The 22709-nt window shown below is 38.3% G+C and carries 22 protein-coding genes; 8 read left to right on the top strand and 14 right to left on the bottom strand.

Going from position 1 to position 22709, the window contains the following annotated elements; translation table 11 throughout:
- Positions 1–126 precede the first annotated feature (126 nt).
- A complete protein-coding gene (locus CD122_RS05835) occupies positions 127–1077 on the top strand; it encodes a glycosyltransferase family 2 protein (RefSeq protein ID WP_103358061.1) in 951 nt (316 codons plus the stop codon).
- Positions 1078–1126: 49 nt separating this feature from the next.
- Here CD122_RS05835 and CD122_RS05830 read toward each other — a convergent pair whose 3' ends face one another.
- The 4 genes from CD122_RS05830 to groES all read right to left on the bottom strand — a co-directional run bounded on the left by CD122_RS05830 (position 1127) and on the right by groES (position 5596).
- Entirely contained in the window at positions 1127–2224 is a 1098-nt protein-coding gene (locus CD122_RS05830) for a hypothetical protein (RefSeq protein WP_103358060.1), read from the bottom strand.
- On the bottom strand, positions 2217–3470 hold the full coding sequence (locus CD122_RS05825; RefSeq protein WP_103358059.1) for an ATP-grasp domain-containing protein: 1254 nt from the start codon (positions 3468–3470) through the stop codon (positions 2217–2219). Before CD122_RS05825 ends, CD122_RS05830 begins: the two co-directional genes overlap by 8 nt.
- A gap of 173 nt (positions 3471–3643) precedes the next feature.
- Positions 3644–5263 (bottom strand): chaperonin GroEL, encoded by a 1620-nt coding sequence (gene groL / locus CD122_RS05820; RefSeq protein ID WP_103358058.1) that lies wholly within the window; start codon positions 5261–5263, stop codon positions 3644–3646.
- Between the two features lie 45 nt (positions 5264–5308).
- Positions 5309–5596 (bottom strand): co-chaperone GroES, encoded by a 288-nt coding sequence (gene groES / locus CD122_RS05815; RefSeq protein WP_103358057.1) that lies wholly within the window; start codon positions 5594–5596, stop codon positions 5309–5311.
- Between the two features lie 174 nt (positions 5597–5770).
- Here groES and mroQ point away from each other — a divergent pair, with 174 nt between their 5' ends.
- On the top strand, positions 5771–6511 hold the full coding sequence (gene mroQ, locus CD122_RS05810) for an intramembrane glutamic endopeptidase MroQ (RefSeq protein WP_103358056.1): 741 nt from the start codon (positions 5771–5773) through the stop codon (positions 6509–6511).
- A gap of 63 nt (positions 6512–6574) precedes the next feature.
- Here the strand turns inward: mroQ and adhP are convergent, their stop codons facing one another.
- Together adhP and CD122_RS05800 are read right to left on the bottom strand one after the other, a co-directional pair.
- Positions 6575–7591: an alcohol dehydrogenase AdhP gene (adhP, locus tag CD122_RS05805; RefSeq protein WP_103358055.1), complete on the bottom strand. Its 1017-nt coding sequence runs from the start codon at positions 7589–7591 to the stop codon at positions 6575–6577.
- 271 nt (positions 7592–7862) lie between these two features.
- Positions 7863–8873 carry an SdrH family protein gene (locus CD122_RS05800; protein WP_103358054.1) on the bottom strand — a complete coding sequence of 337 codons (1011 nt, stop codon included), beginning with the start codon at positions 8871–8873 and terminating at the stop codon, positions 7863–7865.
- A 339-nt stretch (positions 8874–9212) separates the two neighbouring features.
- Between CD122_RS05800 and CD122_RS05795 the strand changes: the two genes are divergently transcribed.
- The gene (locus CD122_RS05795; RefSeq protein WP_103358053.1) at positions 9213–10010 is read left to right on the top strand and encodes a carbon-nitrogen family hydrolase; all 798 of its coding nucleotides are present in this window, start codon (positions 9213–9215) and stop codon (positions 10008–10010) included.
- A 460-nt stretch (positions 10011–10470) separates the two neighbouring features.
- On the opposite strand, the gene CD122_RS12590 is transcribed toward CD122_RS05795, so the two are convergent.
- On the bottom strand, positions 10471–10548 hold the full coding sequence (locus CD122_RS12590; RefSeq protein ID WP_142381183.1) for a delta-lysin family phenol-soluble modulin: 78 nt from the start codon (positions 10546–10548) through the stop codon (positions 10471–10473).
- 371 nt (positions 10549–10919) lie between these two features.
- Between CD122_RS12590 and CD122_RS05790 the strand changes: the two genes are divergently transcribed.
- From CD122_RS05790 to agrA, 4 genes are read left to right on the top strand one after another with little or no spacing between them, the layout of a single operon-like run.
- Entirely contained in the window at positions 10920–11486 is a 567-nt protein-coding gene (locus CD122_RS05790; RefSeq protein ID WP_103358052.1) for an accessory gene regulator AgrB, read from the top strand.
- A complete protein-coding gene (gene agrD, locus CD122_RS05785) occupies positions 11486–11626 on the top strand; it encodes a cyclic lactone autoinducer peptide AgrD (protein ID WP_240624127.1) in 141 nt (46 codons plus the stop codon). The genes CD122_RS05790 and agrD overlap by 1 nt, the downstream gene beginning before the upstream one ends.
- 32 nt (positions 11627–11658) lie before the next feature.
- Positions 11659–12957, top strand: coding sequence for a quorum-sensing sensor histidine kinase AgrC (agrC, locus tag CD122_RS05780; protein ID WP_103358051.1), 1299 nt, complete (start codon positions 11659–11661; stop codon positions 12955–12957).
- 12 nt (positions 12958–12969) lie between these two features.
- Positions 12970–13686 carry a quorum-sensing response regulator AgrA gene (gene agrA, locus CD122_RS05775; protein WP_103358050.1) on the top strand — a complete coding sequence of 239 codons (717 nt, stop codon included), beginning with the start codon at positions 12970–12972 and terminating at the stop codon, positions 13684–13686.
- A 57-nt stretch (positions 13687–13743) separates the two neighbouring features.
- Here agrA and CD122_RS05770 read toward each other — a convergent pair whose 3' ends face one another.
- The 7 genes from CD122_RS05770 to CD122_RS05745 form a co-directional block, all read right to left on the bottom strand.
- Complete coding sequence (locus CD122_RS05770) at positions 13744–14607, bottom strand: carbohydrate kinase family protein (protein ID WP_103358049.1); 864 nt, start codon at positions 14605–14607, stop codon at positions 13744–13746.
- Positions 14607–16100: a sucrose-6-phosphate hydrolase gene (locus CD122_RS05765; protein WP_103358048.1), complete on the bottom strand. Its 1494-nt coding sequence runs from the start codon at positions 16098–16100 to the stop codon at positions 14607–14609. Before CD122_RS05765 ends, CD122_RS05770 begins: the two co-directional genes overlap by 1 nt.
- A 17-nt stretch (positions 16101–16117) precedes the next feature.
- Positions 16118–17107 (bottom strand): LacI family DNA-binding transcriptional regulator, encoded by a 990-nt coding sequence (locus CD122_RS05760; RefSeq protein ID WP_103358047.1) that lies wholly within the window; start codon positions 17105–17107, stop codon positions 16118–16120.
- Positions 17108–17378: 271 nt separating this feature from the next.
- On the bottom strand, positions 17379–17534 hold the full coding sequence (locus CD122_RS11905) for a hypothetical protein (protein WP_169926471.1): 156 nt from the start codon (positions 17532–17534) through the stop codon (positions 17379–17381).
- 114 nt (positions 17535–17648) lie between these two features.
- On the bottom strand, positions 17649–17873 hold the full coding sequence (locus CD122_RS05755) for a sulfurtransferase TusA family protein (RefSeq protein WP_103358046.1): 225 nt from the start codon (positions 17871–17873) through the stop codon (positions 17649–17651).
- Positions 17874–17894: 21 nt separating this feature from the next.
- Entirely contained in the window at positions 17895–18977 is a 1083-nt protein-coding gene (locus CD122_RS05750; RefSeq protein WP_103358045.1) for a YeeE/YedE family protein, read from the bottom strand.
- Positions 18978–19734: 757 nt separating this feature from the next.
- Positions 19735–20385: a redox-sensing transcriptional repressor Rex gene (locus CD122_RS05745; protein ID WP_103358044.1), complete on the bottom strand. Its 651-nt coding sequence runs from the start codon at positions 20383–20385 to the stop codon at positions 19735–19737.
- 155 nt (positions 20386–20540) lie between these two features.
- On the opposite strand from CD122_RS05745, the gene CD122_RS05740 reads away from it, so the two are divergent.
- Complete coding sequence (locus tag CD122_RS05740) at positions 20541–22493, top strand: ABC-F family ATP-binding cassette domain-containing protein (protein ID WP_103358043.1); 1953 nt, start codon at positions 20541–20543, stop codon at positions 22491–22493.
- The last annotated feature ends 216 nt before the right edge of the window (positions 22494–22709 follow it).

The raw sequence follows: 22709 nt of genomic DNA, 5'->3' as shown, positions 1-22709 counted from the left end.
AGTGTAAATCTATGCTAATATCAAGTTAGTTGTTAGTGTATTCAAGTCGATTTCTATACAGAAAAACATTGTAATCCATAGTTGAATAGCGCAATTCAAAATTATGTAAATCAAATAAGGTGACCTATGAGTAAAAAAGTATCTATTATTATTCCATTGTACAATCGCCAACACACAATCGGGCGTTTATTAGAAAAAATTCAACATCAAACATTTGATCTCAATCAAGTTGAAGTCATTGTTTCAGATGACCGTTCAACTGACGATTCATTGAATGTTGTAAAATCATTTATTAACAAAATCCCCCATTTAATCATTCTTGAAAGTGAGAAAAATTCTGGCGGTGCGTCTGTACCAAGAAATAAAGCGTTAGACGTTGCGACAGGCGAATGGGTGTTATTCATTGATTCTGATGACTACATTACCGAGCATTCATTAACAGATGCATTAGCGGCTGCGGATGAATATCAAGATGAAATGATCTGCTTACCGTACTTTAGAGGCGAAAACAGCACAAGACCGATTAGTCGTTCAGCTTTCTCATTCCCTCAAACGATTGGGAACTTACAATTTGAAAATACGAAACTCTTCAATACTTTAAATGTCATTAGTAAGTTAATTAAACGCGATATTATAGAAGAGAATCATATCCGTTTCCCTGAAGGCATCAAAGTGCGTGAAGATAACTGGTTCTTAATGCAGGCATACAGTGTCGTCAATGGCATTACCGTACTTGGTAACGAGAAAAACTATTACTTCTATGAGCAACAAGATGAAGTCGCATTGACACATCATTCAAAAACACCACCGAGAGATGCTGTAAAAATCTTTATCGCCGTGTATGACTTTATTATGAAACACCCACAGATTCCACATTCACGTAAAGTGACATTACTGACGATCTTTTTAAATCGCTATACAAATATGATTAAACGCGGACAATATGCACCTGTGCGTTTCTTTGATCATACAAAAGAGACGTTAAAAGAAATGTTGGATAACAATCATGCGACAGCTGAAACGATCGATTTTATTAACAGCTTATTCGCAGGCGATTACGACCAATATCGTTCTTAATAGAGAAAGACCCTCAACCTTCCGTTATGGATTGTTGGGGGTCCTTTTATTATTGTACTTTTAAGTTTTTGTCATTCATATTAAGCAATGCTAACAAAATAATTAATAATAAGAATGGCGCTAACCACACATAACCTAAGTCGATAATGCCGAGGTAAATACTGATAGCGAGCACCGGTAAACCAATCGCATTCCCAATTGAATAGATTTTCTTAACGGTATGACTCGCATATTCAACGACAATGATTTTTCTAAATAGAATACGTGCACCACCAAACGCAATCCCAAATAATAACATGAGTATCAGTCGTACGATTAGGAAGTCCTCAAGCATATACCATATTACTGGAACCATCACACTTGTAACAAGAAAGACTAGCGACCATTTTTGTGCTAAATATTTACTTAATAAAATGCCAATGACTGCCATTCCAATGCCTAACATACTATCTAAAAAGGCAACTTCATATATTTTGCGATGCTGATAAGACGTGTAGATGGGTAACATAAAGTTAATTGTACCGAGTATTGGCCACATCAACATGCTGATAACGTAATGAATCATCTTAACTGACTCTGACTTTACTGCCTGTGTTTCTTCGTTCACTTTTGAATTTTTAACCGCTTTTGTCATAAAGAAAATCAATAAATACATCATGCTATATATTACAAAAATAATATGTAGCTCAAGAAATTCTGTCAGTAACGTAATAAACAGTGGTCCAATCATCAAAGCAACTTGGTTCACAGTCATAGATAACGAACTGTATTTATTAATGAAGGCTTCATCTTTACCTTCAACAAGTTCAGAAAACCAAAATTCAAAACTCGTTTCCAAAACGAAGAAGATAATCCATAAAATAAAGTTACACAGAATTAATAATGGCGTTTCGGTATAGAGAAAAGACATTACGAATACGAGCACAAATATTAATAAAATGGCATATTTCGTTAATGAACTACCCGACGCATTTTTGAATATTGTATTGATAATAATTGGTGTGAAAATAGCTGGTACAAATGATAACACTGTCGCAATCGCCAAATCCGTTGCTGACTTAGGGTCTGCCAATTCCCAGTTGATAATTAAAATAAGTCCACCACAGATAAAGCGATACAGAGCTGTAATGAGTAAATATCTATTCATGTGACGCTGCACCATAATCAAAAATTTGTTCAGCTAATTGCTGACTCTTTTCAATATGGCGATCTATTTTAGTTGTCGGCAGTTGTGAAAACGTAAATTGTACTAAACCTTCTCTACTACTCCAGTTTTCAGGATTACCCGCAACATCCCCTACTTTTTTTAGAAGATTCACGCGTACAATCTCCTTATCTGTAGAAATATCCGGATAATTAATCTGTTTTATTTCACCCATCGGCGCCTTTAAGAATGCGATGGCTGATGTTTGTGTTGGTGTAAAATCAAAGTTGGGTTGTATTTCGTTATCAAGATACATCATTGTATGCAGTTGATACGGGTTAATACCATATGACGACTCAATCAAATCCATAATCGCATCGCCACCAGGTCTTGCAGCCGCTTCAATCACATATAATTCATGCCCTTTCACTTTAATTTCAACGTGGGCAACACCACGGTCAATCCCTAATGCCTTACAAGCATCTATTGCTAATTGGTTTAACTGGCTATCTTGATAGCGATGACTTGGTACAACATGACCCATTTCTGTAAACCATGGTTTGGGTGATAAGTATTTTTCGGTTACAGTGATAACTTGTTGAAAGTCTTCGCCACATAACACTTCAACAGAGACTTCATCATCACTTTCTATGTAAGATTCAATCAAAAATTCATTTTTTGACACTTTAAACGCATCTGCGTATTGTGCCATCACTTTTTGAGATTGTGCATAGGCATCCAGACATTCTTCTAAATTATTCGCTAAATAGACGCCTCCACTACCGCCAAAATCAACCGGTTTAATAATGACTGGAAATGTATATTCATTTACTAATGCTTTTAATTGCTCGAGACTACTAAACTTCTTAGACTTAGCCGTTGAAACACCATGTTGTTGGAAAAGTTGCTTCATTTCATACTTATTACGACACGCTTCCACGACTTCTTCTTTTAAATATGGTAATCCATACGTTGCATTCAATTGATTTGCGACCTTCAAAGTCCAATCATTCAAAGGTACCACCGCTTTCAATGTATAGCCCTCCGATTGATACAAATCAATTTGTTGTTTTAACGCCTCATAATTTAATGGGTCCGCATCTAAACAAAAATCAAAATACGCGTTGTAGTTGTACTTCGCATTTTTAATGGCTGTCCATACTTGAAAATCTCCAACTGCTTTACCCCCTGCATAAGACCTTTCGCGTAAAAACTGCTCAGCACCTAATAATAGTAAATATTCAGTCATTTTCATCCTCCCATTAGCCCTTTTTTATAATCTAAATATTAGCAAAATGAGTTCTCACATGAAAGGGATTTCTTGAAATTTTAATAACATAAAAAATGACCTTCCACCACAACGATGTGCAATGGAAAGTCGTTTCAACCTTGTTATTCACTTATTTATCGTCCTGCCTCAGACTACATCATGCCAGGCATTCCGCCCATTGGTGGCATGTCGTTGCCTTTGTCTTCAGGAATATTCGCCACTACCGCCTCTGTTGTTAAGAACATTGCGGCAACACTTGCGGCATGTTGTAATGCTGAACGTGTTACTTTCGTTGGGTCAACGATACCTGCATCTAACATGTTTACCCATTCGTCTGTGGCAGCGTTGTAACCAATACCTGGCTCTGCGTTCTTCATTTGTTCAACAATGACAGAACCTTCTAAGCCCGCGTTTTCAGCGATTTGACGTACCGGTGCTTGTAAGGCTTTCAACACGATGTTCTTACCTGTTGCCATGTCACCTTCTGCTTCAATCGCTTCAATTTCTTTATAAATATTCATCAACGCTGTACCGCCACCTGCAACGATACCTTCTTCAACGGCAGCACGTGTTGAGTTCAGTGCGTCTTCAATACGTAATTTACGTTCTTTTAATTCTGTTTCAGTTGCAGCACCGACTTTAATCACTGCGACACCACCTGCTAGTTTCGCAAGGCGTTCTTGTAGTTTTTCACGGTCGAAGTCTGAATCTGTTTCATCGATTTGTGATTTGATTTGGTTCACACGCGCATCGATGTTCGTTGGGTCACCGTTACCGTCTACAACAGTTGTATTATCTTTCGTTACTTCAACTTTGCTTGCTGTACCTAACATATCGATTGATGTTTCTTTCAAGTCTAAACCAAGATCGTCTGTGATTACTTGTGCACCTGTTAAAATCGCTAAGTCTTCTAACATTGCTTTACGACGATCGCCAAATCCTGGTGCTTTCACTGCGACTGCTGTGAATGTACCACGCATGCGGTTTAACACAAGGTTCGTTAATGCATCGCCTTCTACTTCGTCAGCTACGATTAAGATTGGGCGACTTGATTGGACGATTTGTTCCAATAACGGTAAGATGTCTTGGAATGATGAGATTTTTTTATCTGTAATTAAAATGTATGGATTTTCTAATTCTGCAATCATTTTATCAGAATCTGTTACCATGTATGGTGATTGGTAACCACGGTCAAATTGCATCCCTTCAACTACGTCAAGTTCTGTGTTGAAGCCGTTTGATTCTTCAATTGAAATAACCCCGTCGTTGCCCACTTTTTCCATCGCTTCTGAAATGTAACGACCGACTTCTTCATTCGCTGCAGAAATTGCACCAACTTGCGCAATCTCTTCTTTATTTTCAACTTTTTGAGAAATGTTGTGTAAGGCTTCCACTGCGACTGCGACTGCTTTGTCGATACCTTGACGGATACCAACTGGGTTCGCACCGCTTGTTACATTTTTAAGACCTTCCTGAATCATTGCTTGTGCAAGCACCGTTGCAGTTGTTGTACCGTCACCGGCAATTTCATTTGTTTTGTTTGCGACTTCTTGAACGAGTTTGGCACCCATGTTTTCATATGGATCTTCAAGTTCAATTTCTTTGGCAATCGTTACACCGTCATTAGTAATTAATGGTGCGCCAAATTCTTTATCTAACACGACATTGCGCCCTTTTGGACCGATTGTCACTTTTACAGCATTTGCTAATTTATCAACGCCACGTAACATTGATTGGCGTGCATCTTCTGAAAATTTAAGTTCTTTCGCCATGTATTTTCACTCCATTTTATTGTAAGTCTTGTCTTGCTATCGTTTTTATTCTTCAATAATTGCCAATACTTCTTCAGCGTCTAATACAAGGTACTTCTTGTCATTGCGTTTGACTTCCGTGCCACCATACTGTTGAAACACGACGCGGTCTCCCACTTGTACTTCTGGTGTTACACGTTGTCCGTTGTCTAATAAACGACCAGGACCTACTGCAACAACTTCACCTTCATTTGAACTTTCTTTTGCTGAGTCCGTTAAGACAATACCACTTTTCGTTGTTTGTTCTTGTTCTTTCTTCTCTATTACAATACGGCTTCCTAATGGTTTTAACATTTTATTGTGCCTCCTTATAGTCACGCGCGATTTAGCACTTATACACATCAAGTGCTAATACAAGTCCAATAATAATCAAATTTGGTCAAAATATCAAGTAGAAAGCTTTTTATGTTTGTTGAATGGCTGAGAATCCTATAGAATGGTTGTGGAGTGAAAGGAGGTTACATACCGATGAATCGAATCATTATTTCGATTTTAACCGTTGTTTTCTATTTAGCTGCTTTGTTTTCACCTAAAATTGCCTTTATGGCTGGTTGGATTAATGGACAGACGGCTAACGAACAACTACAACAAGTCACATATATTCAAGTCGTTACATTTATTATTGCGGCGATACTCATTTTAATCATGCAACCTTTTATTAAAAATCCGTATCGTTTTGAATTGCAACCGAAAGAACAAAAGCGTTATATCATTGTATGGATTTTAGTCGGCTTGGTCATTGTGTTTATCGCACAAATTATTACGAACTTATTAACTACATATCTATTTGGCACAAGTCCAGCGAGTGAAAACACGATGCGTATTATGCGTATTGCACGTCAAATGCCCGTACTAATCTTAATTATCGCGGTTGTCGGCCCGCTACTCGAGGAGTTTGTTTTCCGCAAAGTTTTATTCGGTGGTATTTACAATGCACTTAACGCACACAAAGCCGTTAAATTCACGATTGCGACAACGGTTAGTTCGGCAATTTTCGCTGTTGCACATATGGACTTCACACACTTTATTGTGTACTTTGTGATGGGTGTGATTTTCTCAGCGTTTTATATTTATACGAAGCGTCTCAGCGTTGCAATTGGGATTCATATGACACAAAATGCGCTCGTGGCACTTATCCAATTCTCAATTCCTGAAGATGTGATGCAAAAAGCGATAGAACAAGCACAATTCATTATGTTCTGTATTTAAATACACTGAAAAAGGACCTAGTTCTGAATCGTCAGAGCTAAGTCCTTTGTTTATATCAACTGATTATTTTGAGAAATCGAGTACTTTACGACCTTGAATTGTACCTTTTTCCATTTGTTCGAATACTTCTGGTGCTTCGTCTACAGATACTTTTTCAACAACTGGTACGACTAAACCTTGTGCACCAAATGCAAATGCTTCTTCTAAGTCTTTACGTGTACCTACAAGAGAACCTACAACACGGATACCGTCAAGTACTGTTTTAACGATACTTAAGTCCATGTATTCTGATGGTAAACCTACCGCTACAACTGTTCCACCTGCACGCACACTGTCGATTGCTTGGTTGAATGCCACTTTAGAAACTGCAGTTACAACAACACCGTGACAACCGCCAGTTTTTTCTTGAATGTAAGCACCTACGTCTTCTACTTCTTTACCATTAACGATGAGGTCAGCGCCTACTTCTTTTGCTAATTCAAGCTTGTCATTGTTAATATCAATTGCAACAACATGTGCGTTGAATACTTTTTTCGCGTATTGAACGGCTAAGTTTCCAAGACCACCTGCACCGTATACCGCAATCCATTGTCCAGGTGCTGCGCCTGCTTCTTTAATTGCTTTATATGTTGTGACACCTGCACATGTAATAGATGATGCTTGTGCAGAGTCTAAACCGTCTGGTACTTTAACCGCATAGTCAGCAGTAACTACCGCATATTCACTCATACCACCGTCAACACTGTATCCTGCATTTTTAACGCTACGGCATAATGTTTCACGACCAGTTGTACAGTATTCACAATGTCCGCAACCTTCAAAGAACCAAGCGATAGATACGCGATCGCCAACTTTAAGCGATGTCACACCTTCACCGATTTCTTCAACAATACCGATACCTTCATGTCCTAAAATACGACCAGGCACTTCACCAAAATCACCGTGTGCCACGTGTAAATCTGTGTGACATACACCACAACAGTCAACTTTTACAAGTGCTTCACCGTGTCCGATTGTCGGCATTTCATGTTCTACAACTTCTACCCCATTACTTTCTTGGTTTACAACAACTGCTTTCATATTAATAACCTCCATTAGTTGATATTTTCAAGGCTGTTTCTTCTTTACACTTACATTGTGATTAATTTCACAATATTTGTCAAGCATTTTCGTTTTATTTTTCTGAAAATTATCGAACAAAGTAGTTATTTAAACAAATTTTTAAAAGTTGAGTGTAGTACAGGAATCATATTTTTTAAGATTTCGTTGCTTCTCCCCATGCAAGTCTATGTGTAAAAAAAGCAGAACGCGCACAATTCGTATAATGATTGTCGTTCTTCTTGATTCATCGTTACCCTTCTCTTCTATTAACTAATCGATATAACGCCCCTGCGAGTAGTAATGCAACCAATGCACAAATTAACCATTTATAGAAACTATTTTTCGATGTCTCATTCTGATCTTTATCTCGCTGTACGTGACCTGTTACCATATGGGTCTGTTCCTGTTCAATTTGTTGCTCTTTATCTTCCTGTTGGCGAGATGCCACAGCCTTATTCGCTTTCTTCTTTAAATCCGGCATCGTCCCAACGTCTCCTGAAATCAATCCTAATACCTGTTTATCCAGATTTTTGTAATACGCACGCGTTGCTAAAGGACTAAACGCTTGAAAACGAAAATAATCTGAGTCTTGTTGCACACGATTCAAAAACAAGTTATTTTTAAATGTCGCTTTCTGTTCTAGGCTCTGTAGCGCCGAAACACTTACATTCCCTTTTGCAGATATTTGTTCAAAACGTTCCAGCGCCAACGGATTATACTTAAAGCCACTATTCAAATGTGCAGCCGCTGGTGACGTCAATAATGAATGATTCGGATGCGTTGTTCCGCCATTAGGATACTGTGTTGCTGGAGCTGATGTGTTCGCTCCGCCTCCATGTATTAGCGAGTCAGACGATGACGTACCACTGGCAGGTTTCTCATTTTTATTACCTTGCGTTTGTGTAGGTGGTGTCGGTTCAACTTCGGCTGGTGGCTTCGTTTGTTCCGTTGTATCATTTCCTGCTGGATCAACTACTTCAACTGATGATTGTTGTTCAGTCTCTACCTCATCCGGTTCTGTCTCATCATTTTGTGTACCTTCAGACTGTGGCGGCTCACTACCTTCTCCAATATCAATATTGGGTTCAGCTGGAGCCGATTCCGATTGCTCTGTTGTCGTATCAGATGATTCATCAGATTGTACATCTGGTGTATCATTAACTTCTGTTTCTTCCGCTTGTACTGTCGCATGGACTGCACCTATCATCATGAACGAGGTCATACTCGCTACAATATATTTTTTTAGAAAATGTTGGGACATTATAAACAGTCCTTTCAAAATTAAGAAATATGGTTGGGACATTCATATAAACATTCAACTTAAGTTTGAATATTTAAATAGATGGCAGCCGCTGAATAATATGAAAATATGCTTTTTCACACTTAGTTAGCCTTGCCATGGTGAGACAACAGAATCTTTTTAGTAAAATGTGATTCCTGTCTCACGTCCAATTTCCTATCATATTATAAGTGTTTTTTAACGCCAAGACTACCGTTATTAATAAACTGGATAACTCACAGCATTATATCGTGCATGCTTTGATAATTGTCCGATTATTTAGTAAACTCTTTTTATAAGTTATCGATAGGAGTGTTTACAATGAAAGTTCAATTACTACAATTCAATATCACACCCGGTCAAGTCGCACAAAATGAACAAAAAATACGCACACTATTTGAAACGTCCGTCGATTCAGATACTGACGTCGTCGTGCTACCGGAAATGTGGAATAACGGTTATGCTTTAGCTGAACTTCAACAAAAAGCAGACACCGATCTCGCGCGTACACTCCCATTTCTCCAACAACTCGCAACGCACTATCATGTCGACATCGTTGCTGGCTCCGTCGCTAATCATCAAGCAGACGGGCTTTACAATACAGCACTTACAGTAAGTCGTGACGGTGCATTACTTTACGATTACAATAAAATACACCTTGTGCCAATGTTGGATGAACCACTGTATTTGACTGCTGGCAATAATGTACCACATACCTTTACTTTATCAGATGGCACGACTGCTTCACAAATCATTTGTTACGACTTACGTTTTCCAGAATTATCACGTTACCCTGCCGCAGAAGGTGCAAAAGTCATTTTTTACGTTGCGCAATGGCCTGACGTGCGATTGAATCATTGGCGCCAACTGTTACAAGCTCGCGCAATTGAAAATAATATGTTCGTTGTTGCCGTTAATAGTTGTGGCTCTGATGGTAAGACAACGTATGCCGGTCATTCAATGGTTATTGATCCAAATGGCGATATTATCGTTGAAGCAGATGAACATGAAGCTGTGCATACAGTCACTCTCGATTTATCCAAAGCTGATGCACAACGCCAAGCGATTCCAGTATTTGAAAATATGCGTCCCGATGTATATCGCTATGCTAAAAAGTAGGTTGACGTATCTGATTCAAAATTTTAGTTTTTGTCCCATCTCAGCAAGGGTCATGACTTTTCATCTGCCCCAAATATAAACAGTACAAAAAAGGCAAATGGTATGATGCGAAAAGTTCGGGTCATAAAATTATTATTCCCAGTTATTTCAATTAATATACAATAAGCTAGTCCAGTCACAATCATGAGTATAAGGTAGCACTTTCTTTTTCTAGACAAAACTAACACCACCTTTAAAAAAAGCAGACAAGCTTGGGAGAGACTTGTCTGCTTTCGTTCGTATTAAGGGAATGTAATGAATTTCAAATATTACCACAGTTTTAACATGGTATGGTTGGGGAAGTTTGAAATATAGAGAATACGCTGATGCTTCATTATGAGATAGACTCGTTAGCAATATCAAACCTTGGGAATTTCATATTGCCGTAATAATGAGTGCCTATCAGCAACAAATCCTCAGATTACTTAGTAAATTTTTTAACAGTTTCAGCAATAAGTTTTACAAATTCTACGATAGTACCTACGATATCTGCTACCATTATTGCCACCTCCTATTTAAAATGTCTTACAAATAATCATGAATGACACTAACTTTAATGTGTATTATGAGCGAAGAATACAACATTAAGCTTTAATCACATTGTAGTCATCGTTGCTCTCATCACTCGTGTTTGACGATGTGTGTATTGGCTATGACTAAAATGTTTATGGCTATATTACAACATGAATTTTTAAGCTTTTGTTAATTATTGCCTACTTTATTGTTTTGAGTTCTTAACTGTTAAACTTTTATGTTAAAATGACTTTGTTAACAGATTTTCGACACTTAGGCACTGAAACCGAACAGTTAGGCAAAAAGCCACTTTTACGACAGGTTATCATTTATAATGTGGACTAAGGAGGAAACAAAGTGCAAATCATTGATAACGGTATTGAGTCATTGGCTCGTAAAATACAACATCATCAAAATTTAGACCATATCGACTTTTTAAAAGTTCGATTAGGCATCCAAATTGTTGCGATTAACTTTTTTAAAGCTATCGTAACGTACGGTTTAGCACTCCTCTTGAATACCATTTTATACACACTAACTGTTCACGTAAGTTATATTCTGGTGCGCCGGTTTTCACACGGGGCACATGCACGATCTTCATTGATGTGTCATATCCAAAATATATTGTTGTTCGTTTTGGTGCCATGGGCTATCGCGTATTATACGATACCATTTCGCTATATGTTCATTTTGTCATTGGTCGGATGGTTGATAGTCATCATTTATGCACCTGCCGCTACGAAAAAGCAACCAATTAAAGCTTCTCGTAAGCGTGGCTTAAAGATTAAGTCAATCGTTGTCACGACGATTGTTCTTGGTATTGCCCTTGTCGTACCGGCACCTTACCAACAATTGATATGTTTTGGTGTAACACTTCAAGCAGTCACACTATTACCTATATTTTTCCCTAAGGAGGCAGATTGATGATGAACATTTTAGATGCTATTGTTAAATTTTTTGCTAACTTATTCAAAGCAATTGGTAATTTCGGTTGGATCAACACTTGCACAGGCTTCTTTGACGAACCAGAAATTCCACGCGAACTTTTAGAATTAGACAAATAAATCTCTATTATAAATAGAAAGTGTGTATAAAATTGGAAATTATTCGTATCGCTTTTTTAGCTTTTTTTCAATCTTTTGTTTTATTTTCAGTTACGCATTTAATTTTAATCGACAAGCCAAAATACACACGAAGGGATTACCTCTCTATTCTGATAGGGATAGTAATCCCTTCTACTATTTTGTTTGTGTTATTTGGTAAAGCAACATTGTTCTACTTAATATTAAGTTTTCTTGTTTTCTTTTATATGAAACAACGAATGATTGGTGTTATTAGCGTATTAATAAGTGTTCTGATTTTAATTTTAAGCGACTTTTTATCAACACTATTATATGAATACTTAACATCGCATCATACACAGTTTTATTTACGTGAAACTATCTACGTTTTAACATTTGTAGCCGGCGCCATTATTTTCGCCATTTTATTCCGTTTCTTAATGCGTTTATTGCGCATATCATGGTTATATGTCAACAAACTCTATCTCTTTTTACTCGCAACGATGCTTATGGCATTCTTTATCCTCATTGATGTTTTCACACCTGCCAAGGTACGTTCTATCGAGGATATGAAAGCGATTGCATTAGTGATTATTGTTTATTTTATCGCATTTGCCATATTGGTGATTGTCATTTCAATTACGGCATCAAGAGAATTGACCTATCGCCGCAATAAACAAGAAATTGAGGATTACTACAAATACACGTTACAGATTGAAGAAATTAATAATAACATGCGCAAGTTCCGTCATGATTATATTAATATTTTGTCTACAATGTCTGAGTATTTGCGAGAAGATGATTTAGAAGGGCTTAGAGCATATTATGAAGAACACATTCATCCTATTAAAAACCACTTTGAAAATAACACACTGAAATTAAATGGTGTTGAAAAGTTAAAAATCCGTGAAATTAAAGGCATGATGACGACTAAAATCATTCAAGCACAAGAGCAGCACATTGAGATTAGTGTCGAAGTAGCGGATGAAATTACACATATTAATATGCCAATCATTGATTTAAGCCGTGTGCTCGGTATTATTATGGACAATGCAATTGAAGCGTCACTGACTGTGGATGATCCAAGGATTCAAATTGCCTTTATTCAAACAGATGCGGCGGTGCTTATTATTATCATGAATAAAGCACCTGAAAATATGCCAAAGCTACATACATTATTCAAAGAAGGCTTCTCAACAAAAGGCTCGAATCGTGGGATTGGTTTATCAACATTAAAAGAAATTACAGATAGTACGGACAATGTTTTATTAGATACAACACTTGAAAACAATTACTTTATTCAAAAGTTAGAAATTATGAATGCTGATGTTTAAGGGGGATCCTGTTTGAAAATATTAATTTGTGAAGATGATCCAAAACAACGTGCACGTATGGAGGATATCATCAATAATTATATTATGATTGAAGAAAAACCGATGGAAATTGAACTTTCGACGGATAATCCTTATGAGCTCATAGAAGCTTCTAAAAATTTGTCTGACGTCGGCTGTTACTTTTTGGATATTCAACTAGAATCTGATATCAACGGTATTAAAGTCGGGAGTGAAATCCGCAAACACGACCCTATCGGTAATATTATTTACGTGACGAGTCATAGCGAATTAACGTACCTGACATTTGTATACAAAGTTGCGGCGATGGATTTTATTTTTAAAGACGACCCTGACCAACTGCGTATGCGTGTAGTTGAATGTTTAGAAACAGCGATGAATCGTCTCAACTTGTTGATGAAGGATAATACGGTGGAAACATTAGAGTTAAAGCGTGGTAGTGGTTCTGAGTATGTGCATTATGATGAAGTGATGTTTTTTGAATCGTCACCAAAGTCTCATCGCTTAATTGCACATTTAGATAATCGACAAATTGAGTTTTATGGTAATTTGAAGGAACTTGCTCAGGTGGATCACCGCTTCTTCCGTTGCCATAACAGTTATGTGTTGAATCGTCATAACATTGCCAATGTCGATCCAAAAGCACGTGTTGTGCACTTTAAAAATGGCGAACTGTGCTATGTATCGGTGCGCAATATTAAAAAAATATAATGCCTTTACAGGTTAAAAAGCCTAAAACAGCTTTCCCACTGCTTTAGGCTTTTTTATTTATAAGTCTTCTCGTGTAGGTAGACTCGATAATGCACCGTATTGTTGTACAACGTGTCCAGCTACTTGATTGGCAAACGTTAATATCGCTTGACCATCTGTTTTTAATGTCTCAATAGGTTGTTCTGACGTCATTAATTCTGCGATCAAGGCACCAATAAATGCATCGCCAGCACCTGTTGTATCGACCGCTTCTACAGGATTCGGACGTGCTGTAAAAGTCGTTCCGTCTTCAAAAATCAAGCTTGCCCCCGCGCTACCTTGCGTGTAAATAACAGCTTTCACACGGCCTTGGAATAGCGATTGTAATGCACGTTGCTCATCTTCAATTCGTGTAATGAATGTTAATTCTTCATCTGAAATTTTTACAATATCTGCATGCGGGATAAATGCTTGAATCGTCTGTTGATACGCTTCATGATCATCCCATAATGGTAAGCGCACATTCGGGTCAAACACGACTGTTGCGCCGACTTCATGTGCTTTCGCTAGCAGTGCTTCGTGGGCTTCTTTCATCGGGCTATCTACCAATGCGACAGAACAAAAATGAATCATATCCCCACTCGCTAATGGAATGCGTTGAATATGGCCCGGTTCGTATAACATATCCGCACTTGGCTTACGATAAAATGAAAAATCACGTTCGCCACTGGCTGTTAAGCTAACAAATGCTAATGCCGTATTTGCTGATGAAGTACGTTCAATCCACTGTGTATCCACATCGAGTTCTTTCAATGTCTCAACAATGCGGTCACCAAACGCATCTGTTCCCAGTTGCGTAATCAAATGACTGCGCCCTGTTAACTTTTGAACTGCTGCTGCAACGTTACATGGTGCACCGCCCACCTGTGGCATAAAACGCATTAGTCATCTTGATTCGCTCCTTCGATGTCATATTTCGTCATTTTCAAATAAACTTGTCCTGAATCTGTCGCAACTTTAATTTTATTCGATGTTGGTTTTGAGAAAATACGTGATGTTAACACGCGTTCGCCTTCGTTACAGAAAATCTCAATACTCGATGTATCGACAAAAACACGCAACTGACGTAACGGTGTATCTAAATGTGTCTGACGTGATGTACCTTCTACCGGTGTCGGTAAACGCCCACTGTCAAAACGCTCCAGTTTCACAAGTTGTGTATCCGATTCATAACGTATCACCGTCGCTTCATCTTTAGACGCACGTAAATGAAATTCTATCGCAGACGCCTCATTGTCTAATATATCAATGACCAGTTCATACTGCTCGCCTTCATATGGATGTAATTGTTTCAAAAACTTATTCGCATAACCAAGCGCTGTTTCTCTATTATCACGTAATCGACGCAAATTCATATGTGGCTTTTGTTTCAACTTACCATCTTCAATGACAAGCGTTCTTGGTAGCGTTAAGCAATGTGCCCAACCTTCCGCATCAGTCGGATATTCCGTATCAGGTAATCCCATCCAACCAATCATCACGCGGCGCTGTGCTTCATCTTGTAATGTTTGTGGCGCATAAAAGTCAAAACCGTTATCCAGCTCCACAAAATCGCCATGTGTCATTTCTAATGTTTCAAAGTCCAACTCGCCGATAATATAGCCACTTTGATAAATATTTTGGAACTGATTGCCCTTGGACTCAATGCCTTGTGGCGAAAATACGAGGACATCTTTACCGTTTAATTGGAAGTAATCCGGACATTCCCACATATAGCCAAAGTCTGTCAATGCTGTTTGAATTTCTCCTTTGAATGACCAAGGACCTTCTGGACGTGCCGCTTCATAAAGTACTGCACAACCGGTTTCATTCGCACGTTGCGCACCAATAATCGCATATAATTTACCATCTTTCATAAACACTTTAGGGTCTCTAAAATGTTGTGTATAGCCTGCAGGTGGCTGTAAAATAACTGGCGGCAAAATCTTTTCTACTTGCCCCGAGTCATTAACCTTAGCGATAATTTGCGTACTTTCTCGCTCCCACTCTGCATTGCGATGATTGCCTGTATACATGTAGTAAAGTGCCCCTTCAAACTCAAATGCACTCCCACTATACACACCGTGACTATCATAAGTCGTATCCGGCTTTAATAACACACCATCATGTCGATAATGTACAAGGTCTTTACTTTTATAGTGATCCCAATACTTTAAGCCGTGAACAGCACCAAGCGGAAACCACTGGTGAGAAATATGATATTCACCATTAAAGTAAATCAGGCCATTCGGATCGTTCAACAATCCCGTTGATGGTTGGATATGATATTTTTGACGGTAACGAGAATTTTCAACCGTCTCTTTCAACGACGCCAATTCTTCAGCCGTCGCATCTTCTAACTTGCGATAACGTTCATCACGTGTCCATTCTTTCATATGTTCAAGTAACCTCCTTAGCCATTGGTAACGGTTCCACTATTATAAAATAAAAATGATTTTTGTGACGGTAACACCTCTAATATTTCCGTCGTTACTTCTTTTTTGTTTTTAAGTTGTTTAAATAAAGCTTGTACTGCCATTTGTCCAGCACGTTCATATTGATAATAAACTGTATGTATCTTTGGATGAACAATATCAGTAACGGGGTCCCCACCGAACCCGCCTATAAATGGGGTGAAAGTTTGTGCTTCACTCATAATGACACGGTATAGCGCTAAGGCAATCGTATCCGTGGCACCGATATATGCGGTATCTGCACGCAAGACAATTTGTTCATGTACTTTGCGTAACGCCGCATCGTAATCAAAGGCCGCTTCAACCGACTCAATCTCAACACCTGCTGCTTGAAGTGTGTTCGTCAAACCTTGATAACGTAAATGACCGACTGCCTTATCTTCATCTGTTACACCGGCATAATACACACGTTGGTAACCATGTTCGATAATACGTTCTGCCATCAGTTTACCCGCTGCCTCATCATCATGATAAATGGCGCTTAATTGTTCATGCGTCTGACCGATAAGAATGACTGGCATCGTCATCGATTGAATGACTTCCATATGCGCATCAGTAATTGCGGTTGCCATAAAAAGTACACCGTCCACCTTACTGCGTTGAAACGAACGAAGCGCTTCTAATTCTTGCGTCACTTCACGCTCTGTTAATGTTAATAACATCTGATAATTTTGCGTTTCACACGTCTTCTTGATCCCTTGCACCGTACTTGCAACCGCATAGGAATACATACGTGGAATAATCACACCAATCAACTTTGTCTGTTGCGCTCTTAAACTTTGAGCGAATTGATTCGGTGCATAGCCATATTTTTCAATCACTTCTTGAATTTTTTGCTGTGTTTTCGGGCTGACAGAGCCATTATTTAAGTAACGCGACACTGTACTTTTAGATACACCAGAGAGTTCAGCAATATCTTGTATGTTCATCTATTTCACCTCACTATATCAATAGTTATTCTAACACAAACCATACTAAAAATTCGCTAAAACATTCGGTGTTTTCATATCAACTTTCAACAGTCTTCACAAGTCTTCACAATGTCGTCACGATTGGCTTTTTTTGGGGGAGCAATCTCATTTTTTTAAAGGATTCCGTTGTCGTACCCCGGCAAGACTAAGTATACGTGAAAAAACTTGTAAACGCTCGTTTTCATGCCAGTCGGCTACAAGCTTTCTACATAACATATTAATCTCCCTACTACTTTTTACGCTTAAAATACTGCTCAATAATAATATAGACAACGATATTTACAACTAAAAGTACCGCTAATGCAAGAATCATGTCGTTAAAAATGAATACTACAGCTAAAACAGCTGCAATCAGAAACCATATCAATTTAATGTTAAATTCCATTGCTAACAACCACCCTTAGTTTAATTATCTACATACTATCACACAAAACATGATGCCGTTAAAAATCCCCTCACAACTTGCCTAGAAATTGTGAGGGGATTGCTATTTAACTTGTTATGCCTTTTGAACAGTAATTGTCCACGATGCATCGCCAAGTTGTTCAAAATTTGTAATGGGATAGCTTTGTTCAGCTGCCCAGTTTGGAATGGCTTCAGTCGCTTGTGTGCAGTCGAAGTCAATCTTCAACTCGTCACCGACAGCTAAAGTCTCCATTTTTTTCTGTGCTTCGATGAGTGGAAATGGACACACCATCCCCACTGTCCCTAATTCATAGACCATGTTTATTGCTCCTTTTTCATATTATGCGTTTACTGATTGTGCTTTAATACTTTGTGTTTGTTGGCGTGCGGCACGTAATGGTTTTACAAATAAGAAGTAACTCATAAACCATGTACCTAAAATCATAGACGCCAAGGCAATCCAACCTTGCCATGATAACGCGGCTGTCGCAACAAGACCGTTACCGATTGAACAGCCACCTGCAACGGCTGCACCAAAGCCCATGCAAATGCCACCAAATGCACTGTTGCGGATTGTTTTGATGTCTGGTAAGCGCCATTTGAACTCGTGCGAACCTTTTGCGGCAATGTATGAACCGAAAAAGATACCAAGCACTAGGAATACACCCCAATCGAGGACGCTCGCATCACCTGTTGTTAAAAACTGAACGATATGCGCAGAAGGTGTCGTAATACCTAAACCGCCGTCACGCCCCGTTGAACTGCTCATCGGCCAAGCAATCAGGGCGATGATGCCTACTGCGATTGCCGCAACGAACGGATGATAGCGTCGTTCGAATAATAAATGACGAATACCTGTATAACGCTGTTTTAATTTCGGAATGGCGATTGTTGGTTTTGGCTTACGTAACGTTTTCACTACAAAAAATGTTGTAAATGCGATGAGTACGATTAACCAAATCCAACTTGGTACACCTGTTGATGCTGACATATCGGCTTTGACTTCTGTAAAGTGCTTTAGATGTTCATTCAATGGCTTCAATACACCGAACTTTGTAATCGCTGCAAAAAGTGCATAAAAGAATAAAGCAATCCAACTTCCAATCAAACCTTCTCCTGCACGATAATACGTTCCAGTCGCACAACCTCCTGCTAAAATAATGCCCACGCCAAAAATGAATGATCCTACAACTGTTCCAACAATTGGAAACGTCCCATTATCAACGGTAAGCAATCCTGCTCCTTGTAAGACAAAGAGACCTACAGCTTGTACTGCAATTGCAATGAGTAATGCGTAGAACATTTTATTATTTTTTTGCACGTACATATCACGAAAACCACCTGTTAAGCAGAATCGTGTACGTTGCATAACAAATCCAAGTAACAGACCTACAATTAAACCACTAAATATTGTCCAAAGCATGTCGTAACCTCCTATATCCGACTAATGTTATCCGAATTATAAACAATGTGCCATTAGAATGCAAGAGAAATCTGAATATTTATTTTAGAGATTGAGACAAAGACATTTATGTTTGAGAAGCATGATAGCAAACTTTATGGGAGTGGCAGAAGAATCTCACATTCTAAAAAGGTTCCGTTGTTACTCCCAGACAAAGCTGAGTAGCAGTTAGAAAACTTGTTCATGCGTATTTTCATGCCACTTAGCTACTGCCGTCTACATGAAATCTCAAACTTAAATTAAATATTTCTATTACTCTCCCAGCCTTGTTGGATTTGTTTTAAAATTTATTTCTATGCAACAATGAAAATATTAATTCAAATTCATTATTATATTTAAATATCATATAGACTATACCCGTTTAATCGCACGAAGATATAATAATGTGTATTTAGTAAGATATATCTAAATCGAACACTATTATAAAGCTATTAAACATTGCAGAAAGCTGAATTCCCGAATTGCTTTCGACAGTCTATACAGTCACAACAAAATTATTTACAAATAACTAAATACTTGCTAGAATTTACGTATTAACATATCCCATGAGAGTAGTTCCCCCACCATCCGGGGTCGGACAAAATCATGGGGTTTTTTATTTGTTTGACGAAATCGCCTATCAATACCTTCAGACAATAAAAAAAACATCAAAATCCGCAATTGAATTTTGATGGCTTCTTTATATTCATCTATGTCTGTTTATCTATGTCTAAGTCACTTATGCTCTGATTGTTGAACTATAGTTTTTCATGAAAAATAATAATGATTGTAACTCCACACCTAAGTCAATTTGGTGTACTTGTACGGTTGGTGGTACTTGTACGCGTTTTGGTGTAAAGTTAAGAATTCCTTTAATTCCCGCTTCAACAAGCTGATCTGTTACGGCTTGAGCTGCAGACCCTGGTGTCGCAATAATTACGACTTCTAGCTTTTGCTTTTTAACAATTTCTTTCATATCGGCCATTGGTTTAACTGTTACGTTACCAATCGATTCACCGATTACTTCTGGACGTATATCAAATGCTTCTGTAATTGTCATATCATCATGGATGGAAAAGTTGTAAGTAATCAGTGCGTGTCCAAGATTACCAACACCTACAATACCGATGCGAATCTCTTCTGCGTCACTGAGTTCTGATTTGAAGAAGTCTAGAAGGTTGTCAATGTTGTAGCCGTATCCCTTTTTGCCAAGCTCGCCAAAGTATGAAAAATCACGTCGTATCGTTGCCGAATCGATGTTCAATCCTTCACTGATTGCTTTAGAATTCACACGATTTTCACCCTTAGCTTTCAATGTATTCACAAACCGATAATATAAAGGCAGGCGTTTTAAGGTCGCTCGTGGAATTTTTGTCATTTCTTTAGCCATTTTACAATCCTCCAAAATTATTTCTAAAAACATGTGATGCATTTCACAGCCTAGTATCTTCATTATAACCGACTTTTAAATAGAAAGAAACATTAACAGTTTGATAGGCAAATACTTTCAAGGTACAATGTAAGATAATGAAAGGAGCCTGCCCCATGATATTAATGCAGTTAAGTCAAATCTCAAAATCCTTTGACGGGGAAACGATTTTTGACAACGTTAACTTTGAAATAAAAACTGGCGAGCGCATCGGCATTGTTGGGCGCAACGGTGCTGGTAAATCAACGCTCATGAAGATTATCGCAGGTGTTGAAGCATATGAGGACGGCCATATCTCAAAAATCAAAAATTTAAAAATGGGTTACCTCACACAACAAATGACACTCAACACGCAAAATTCTGTGTTTGAAGAGATGTTACAGCCGTTTGTACATCTCAAACAACTTGACGAAAAAATGCAAGCAGAGACGGATTGGCTTGCGCAACATGCGGATCGCTACGAGAGCGCGGATTATCAAGAACATATTAAACGCTATGAAAGCCTCTCGAATGATTTTGAAAAACAAGGTGGCTATGACTACGAGCGTAAAATTAAGACGGTGCTCAACGGCTTGAATTTTACAGAAGCAGATTACGATCGCCCTGTAAATGACTTTAGTGGTGGGCAAAAAACACGTCTATCACTTGCGCAAATGTTACTGCGTGAACCTGATTTATTATTACTGGACGAGCCGACGAACCATTTAGATATGGAAACAACGGCTTGGCTTGAAGATTATTTAAAATTTTTCAGCGGTGCAATCGTCATTATCTCACATGACCGTTATTTCTTAGATAAGATTGTCACACAAATTTATGACGTATCACTTGGCGAAGTGAAACACTACGTTGGGAACTATGCCAAATTTATCGCACAGCGTGATCAATACTATCAAAAACGTTTGGCGGAATATGAACGCCAGCAGGATGAAATTAAACGTTTAGAGACTTTTGTCGAAAAAAATATTACCCGTTCATCAACAAGTGGTATGGCGAAGAGTCGACGTAAAGTATTAGAGAAAATGACACGTATTGAAAAACCGATGATGGATGCCAGAAGTGCAGATATTCGCTTTGATTTCGATCGCAATACAGGTAATGACGTCATGCATATTCGTCAACTTGAAGTAGGTTATGCGTCCCCTATTACGCAGCCTATCAATATCGAAGTTACAAAAGGTGACCATATTGCGATTATTGGTCCAAACGGTATTGGTAAGTCTACGTTGATTAAAACACTGGCTGGACGTCTACCGGCTATTTCTGGTGATATTGTACCGGGCGCCAACTTAAAAATCGGTTACTACGATCAAAAACAGGCAGAATTTCGTTCTAACAAAACCATTTTAGATTATGTTTGGGATCAATATCGACATATGCCAGAAAAAGATATTCGTGCAGTACTTGGGCGCTTTTTATTCACACAAGATGACGTTCAAAAAATCATTAACGACCTATCTGGTGGCGAAAAAGCCCGTCTCCAACTCGCATTACTTATGCTAGAACGTAATAACGTATTAATTCTCGATGAGCCGACCAACCATTTAGATATAGATTCTAAAGAAATGTTGGAACAAGCGTTACACAACTTTGCAGGAACGCTTATTTTCGTTTCACATGATCGCTACTTTATTAATGAATTGGCGAATAAAGTGTTTGATATGGATGCGCAAGGCGGCCGTATGTATCTTGGCGATTACCAATATTATCTTGAAAAGCTTGAACAACAGCGTGCATTGGAAACACATGCGGAGTCACAAAGTACACAAACACCAAATACGACTGAACGTCAATCTGAACAAGAAACGACCTATGCGGACTTAAAAGCATTGCGTCGTGAAAAACGGAAGTTGACGCGTCAGATTGAAGAACAAGAAGCAGCGATTGATACGTATGAAGCGCGTATTGAAGAAATTGATACGGCAATGACCGACCCAACAATTATTGATGATTATGAACAAATACAAGCGCTCGCTGAAGAACGAACAACTATCGAACAAAAACTAGAAGAAACAATGACAAATTGGGAAGAATTACAAATTTTGGTTAGTGAGTTAGATGAAAATTAAGAAAAGATGTGCAGGAATTTTCTGCCATCTTTTCTTTTTTTATACACAGCTAAAATGCGATGATTTCAACTATCCACAAAGTTATCCTAGTTATCCACAAGTGGAATTGTGTGTTTCCCACTGTTTTATCCACGGAAATATGGGTTATTCACGCATTGCTCGCAAGTTATCCCCTATTTGTTAACAACTTGTGCATAAGTACGTACGTTCCCTATT

Source organism: Staphylococcus rostri (assembly GCF_002902145.1).
GTDB classification, from domain to species: domain Bacteria; phylum Bacillota; class Bacilli; order Staphylococcales; family Staphylococcaceae; genus Staphylococcus; species Staphylococcus rostri.
Note: the sequence above shows the minus strand (reverse complement) of the source record. Positions and strands in the feature narration are given on the sequence as shown.

What these genes read in the sequence shown, in the direction of transcription:
- CD122_RS05825 (WP_103358059.1), bottom strand. Translation starts at nt 3,470, where the DNA reads ATGACTGAATATTTACTATTATTAGGTGCTGAGCAGTTTTTACGCGAA.
- CD122_RS05770 (WP_103358049.1), bottom strand. Translation starts at nt 14,607, where the DNA reads ATGCGTTTTATGCCACAGGTGGGCGGTGCACCATGTAACGTTGCAGCA.
- adhP (WP_103358055.1), bottom strand. Translation starts at nt 7,591, where the DNA reads ATGAAAGCAGTTGTTGTAAACCAAGAAAGTAATGGGGTAGAAGTTGTA.
- CD122_RS05835 (WP_103358061.1), top strand. Translation starts at nt 127, where the DNA reads ATGAGTAAAAAAGTATCTATTATTATTCCATTGTACAATCGCCAACAC.
- CD122_RS05760 (WP_103358047.1), bottom strand. Translation starts at nt 17,107, where the DNA reads ATGAACATACAAGATATTGCTGAACTCTCTGGTGTATCTAAAAGTACA.
- CD122_RS05755 (WP_103358046.1), bottom strand. Translation starts at nt 17,873, where the DNA reads ATGGTCTATGAATTAGGGACAGTGGGGATGGTGTGTCCATTTCCACTC.
- CD122_RS11905 (WP_169926471.1), bottom strand. Translation starts at nt 17,534, where the DNA reads ATGGAATTTAACATTAAATTGATATGGTTTCTGATTGCAGCTGTTTTA.
- CD122_RS05795 (WP_103358053.1), top strand. Translation starts at nt 9,213, where the DNA reads ATGAAAGTTCAATTACTACAATTCAATATCACACCCGGTCAAGTCGCA.
- CD122_RS12590 (WP_142381183.1), bottom strand. Translation starts at nt 10,548, where the DNA reads ATGGTAGCAGATATCGTAGGTACTATCGTAGAATTTGTAAAACTTATT.
- CD122_RS05765 (WP_103358048.1), bottom strand. Translation starts at nt 16,100, where the DNA reads ATGAAAGAATGGACACGTGATGAACGTTATCGCAAGTTAGAAGATGCG.
- CD122_RS05830 (WP_103358060.1), bottom strand. Translation starts at nt 2,224, where the DNA reads ATGAATAGATATTTACTCATTACAGCTCTGTATCGCTTTATCTGTGGT.
- CD122_RS05745 (WP_103358044.1), bottom strand. Translation starts at nt 20,385, where the DNA reads ATGGCTAAAGAAATGACAAAAATTCCACGAGCGACCTTAAAACGCCTG.
- groES (WP_103358057.1), bottom strand. Translation starts at nt 5,596, where the DNA reads ATGTTAAAACCATTAGGAAGCCGTATTGTAATAGAGAAGAAAGAACAA.
- CD122_RS05750 (WP_103358045.1), bottom strand. Translation starts at nt 18,977, where the DNA reads ATGCTTTGGACAATATTTAGTGGTTTAATTGTAGGTCTGTTACTTGGA.
- mroQ (WP_103358056.1), top strand. Translation starts at nt 5,771, where the DNA reads ATGAATCGAATCATTATTTCGATTTTAACCGTTGTTTTCTATTTAGCT.
- CD122_RS05740 (WP_103358043.1), top strand. Translation starts at nt 20,541, where the DNA reads ATGATATTAATGCAGTTAAGTCAAATCTCAAAATCCTTTGACGGGGAA.
- agrD (WP_240624127.1), top strand. Translation starts at nt 11,486, where the DNA reads ATGATGAACATTTTAGATGCTATTGTTAAATTTTTTGCTAACTTATTC.
- CD122_RS05800 (WP_103358054.1), bottom strand. Translation starts at nt 8,873, where the DNA reads ATGTCCCAACATTTTCTAAAAAAATATATTGTAGCGAGTATGACCTCG.
- groL (WP_103358058.1), bottom strand. Translation starts at nt 5,263, where the DNA reads ATGGCGAAAGAACTTAAATTTTCAGAAGATGCACGCCAATCAATGTTA.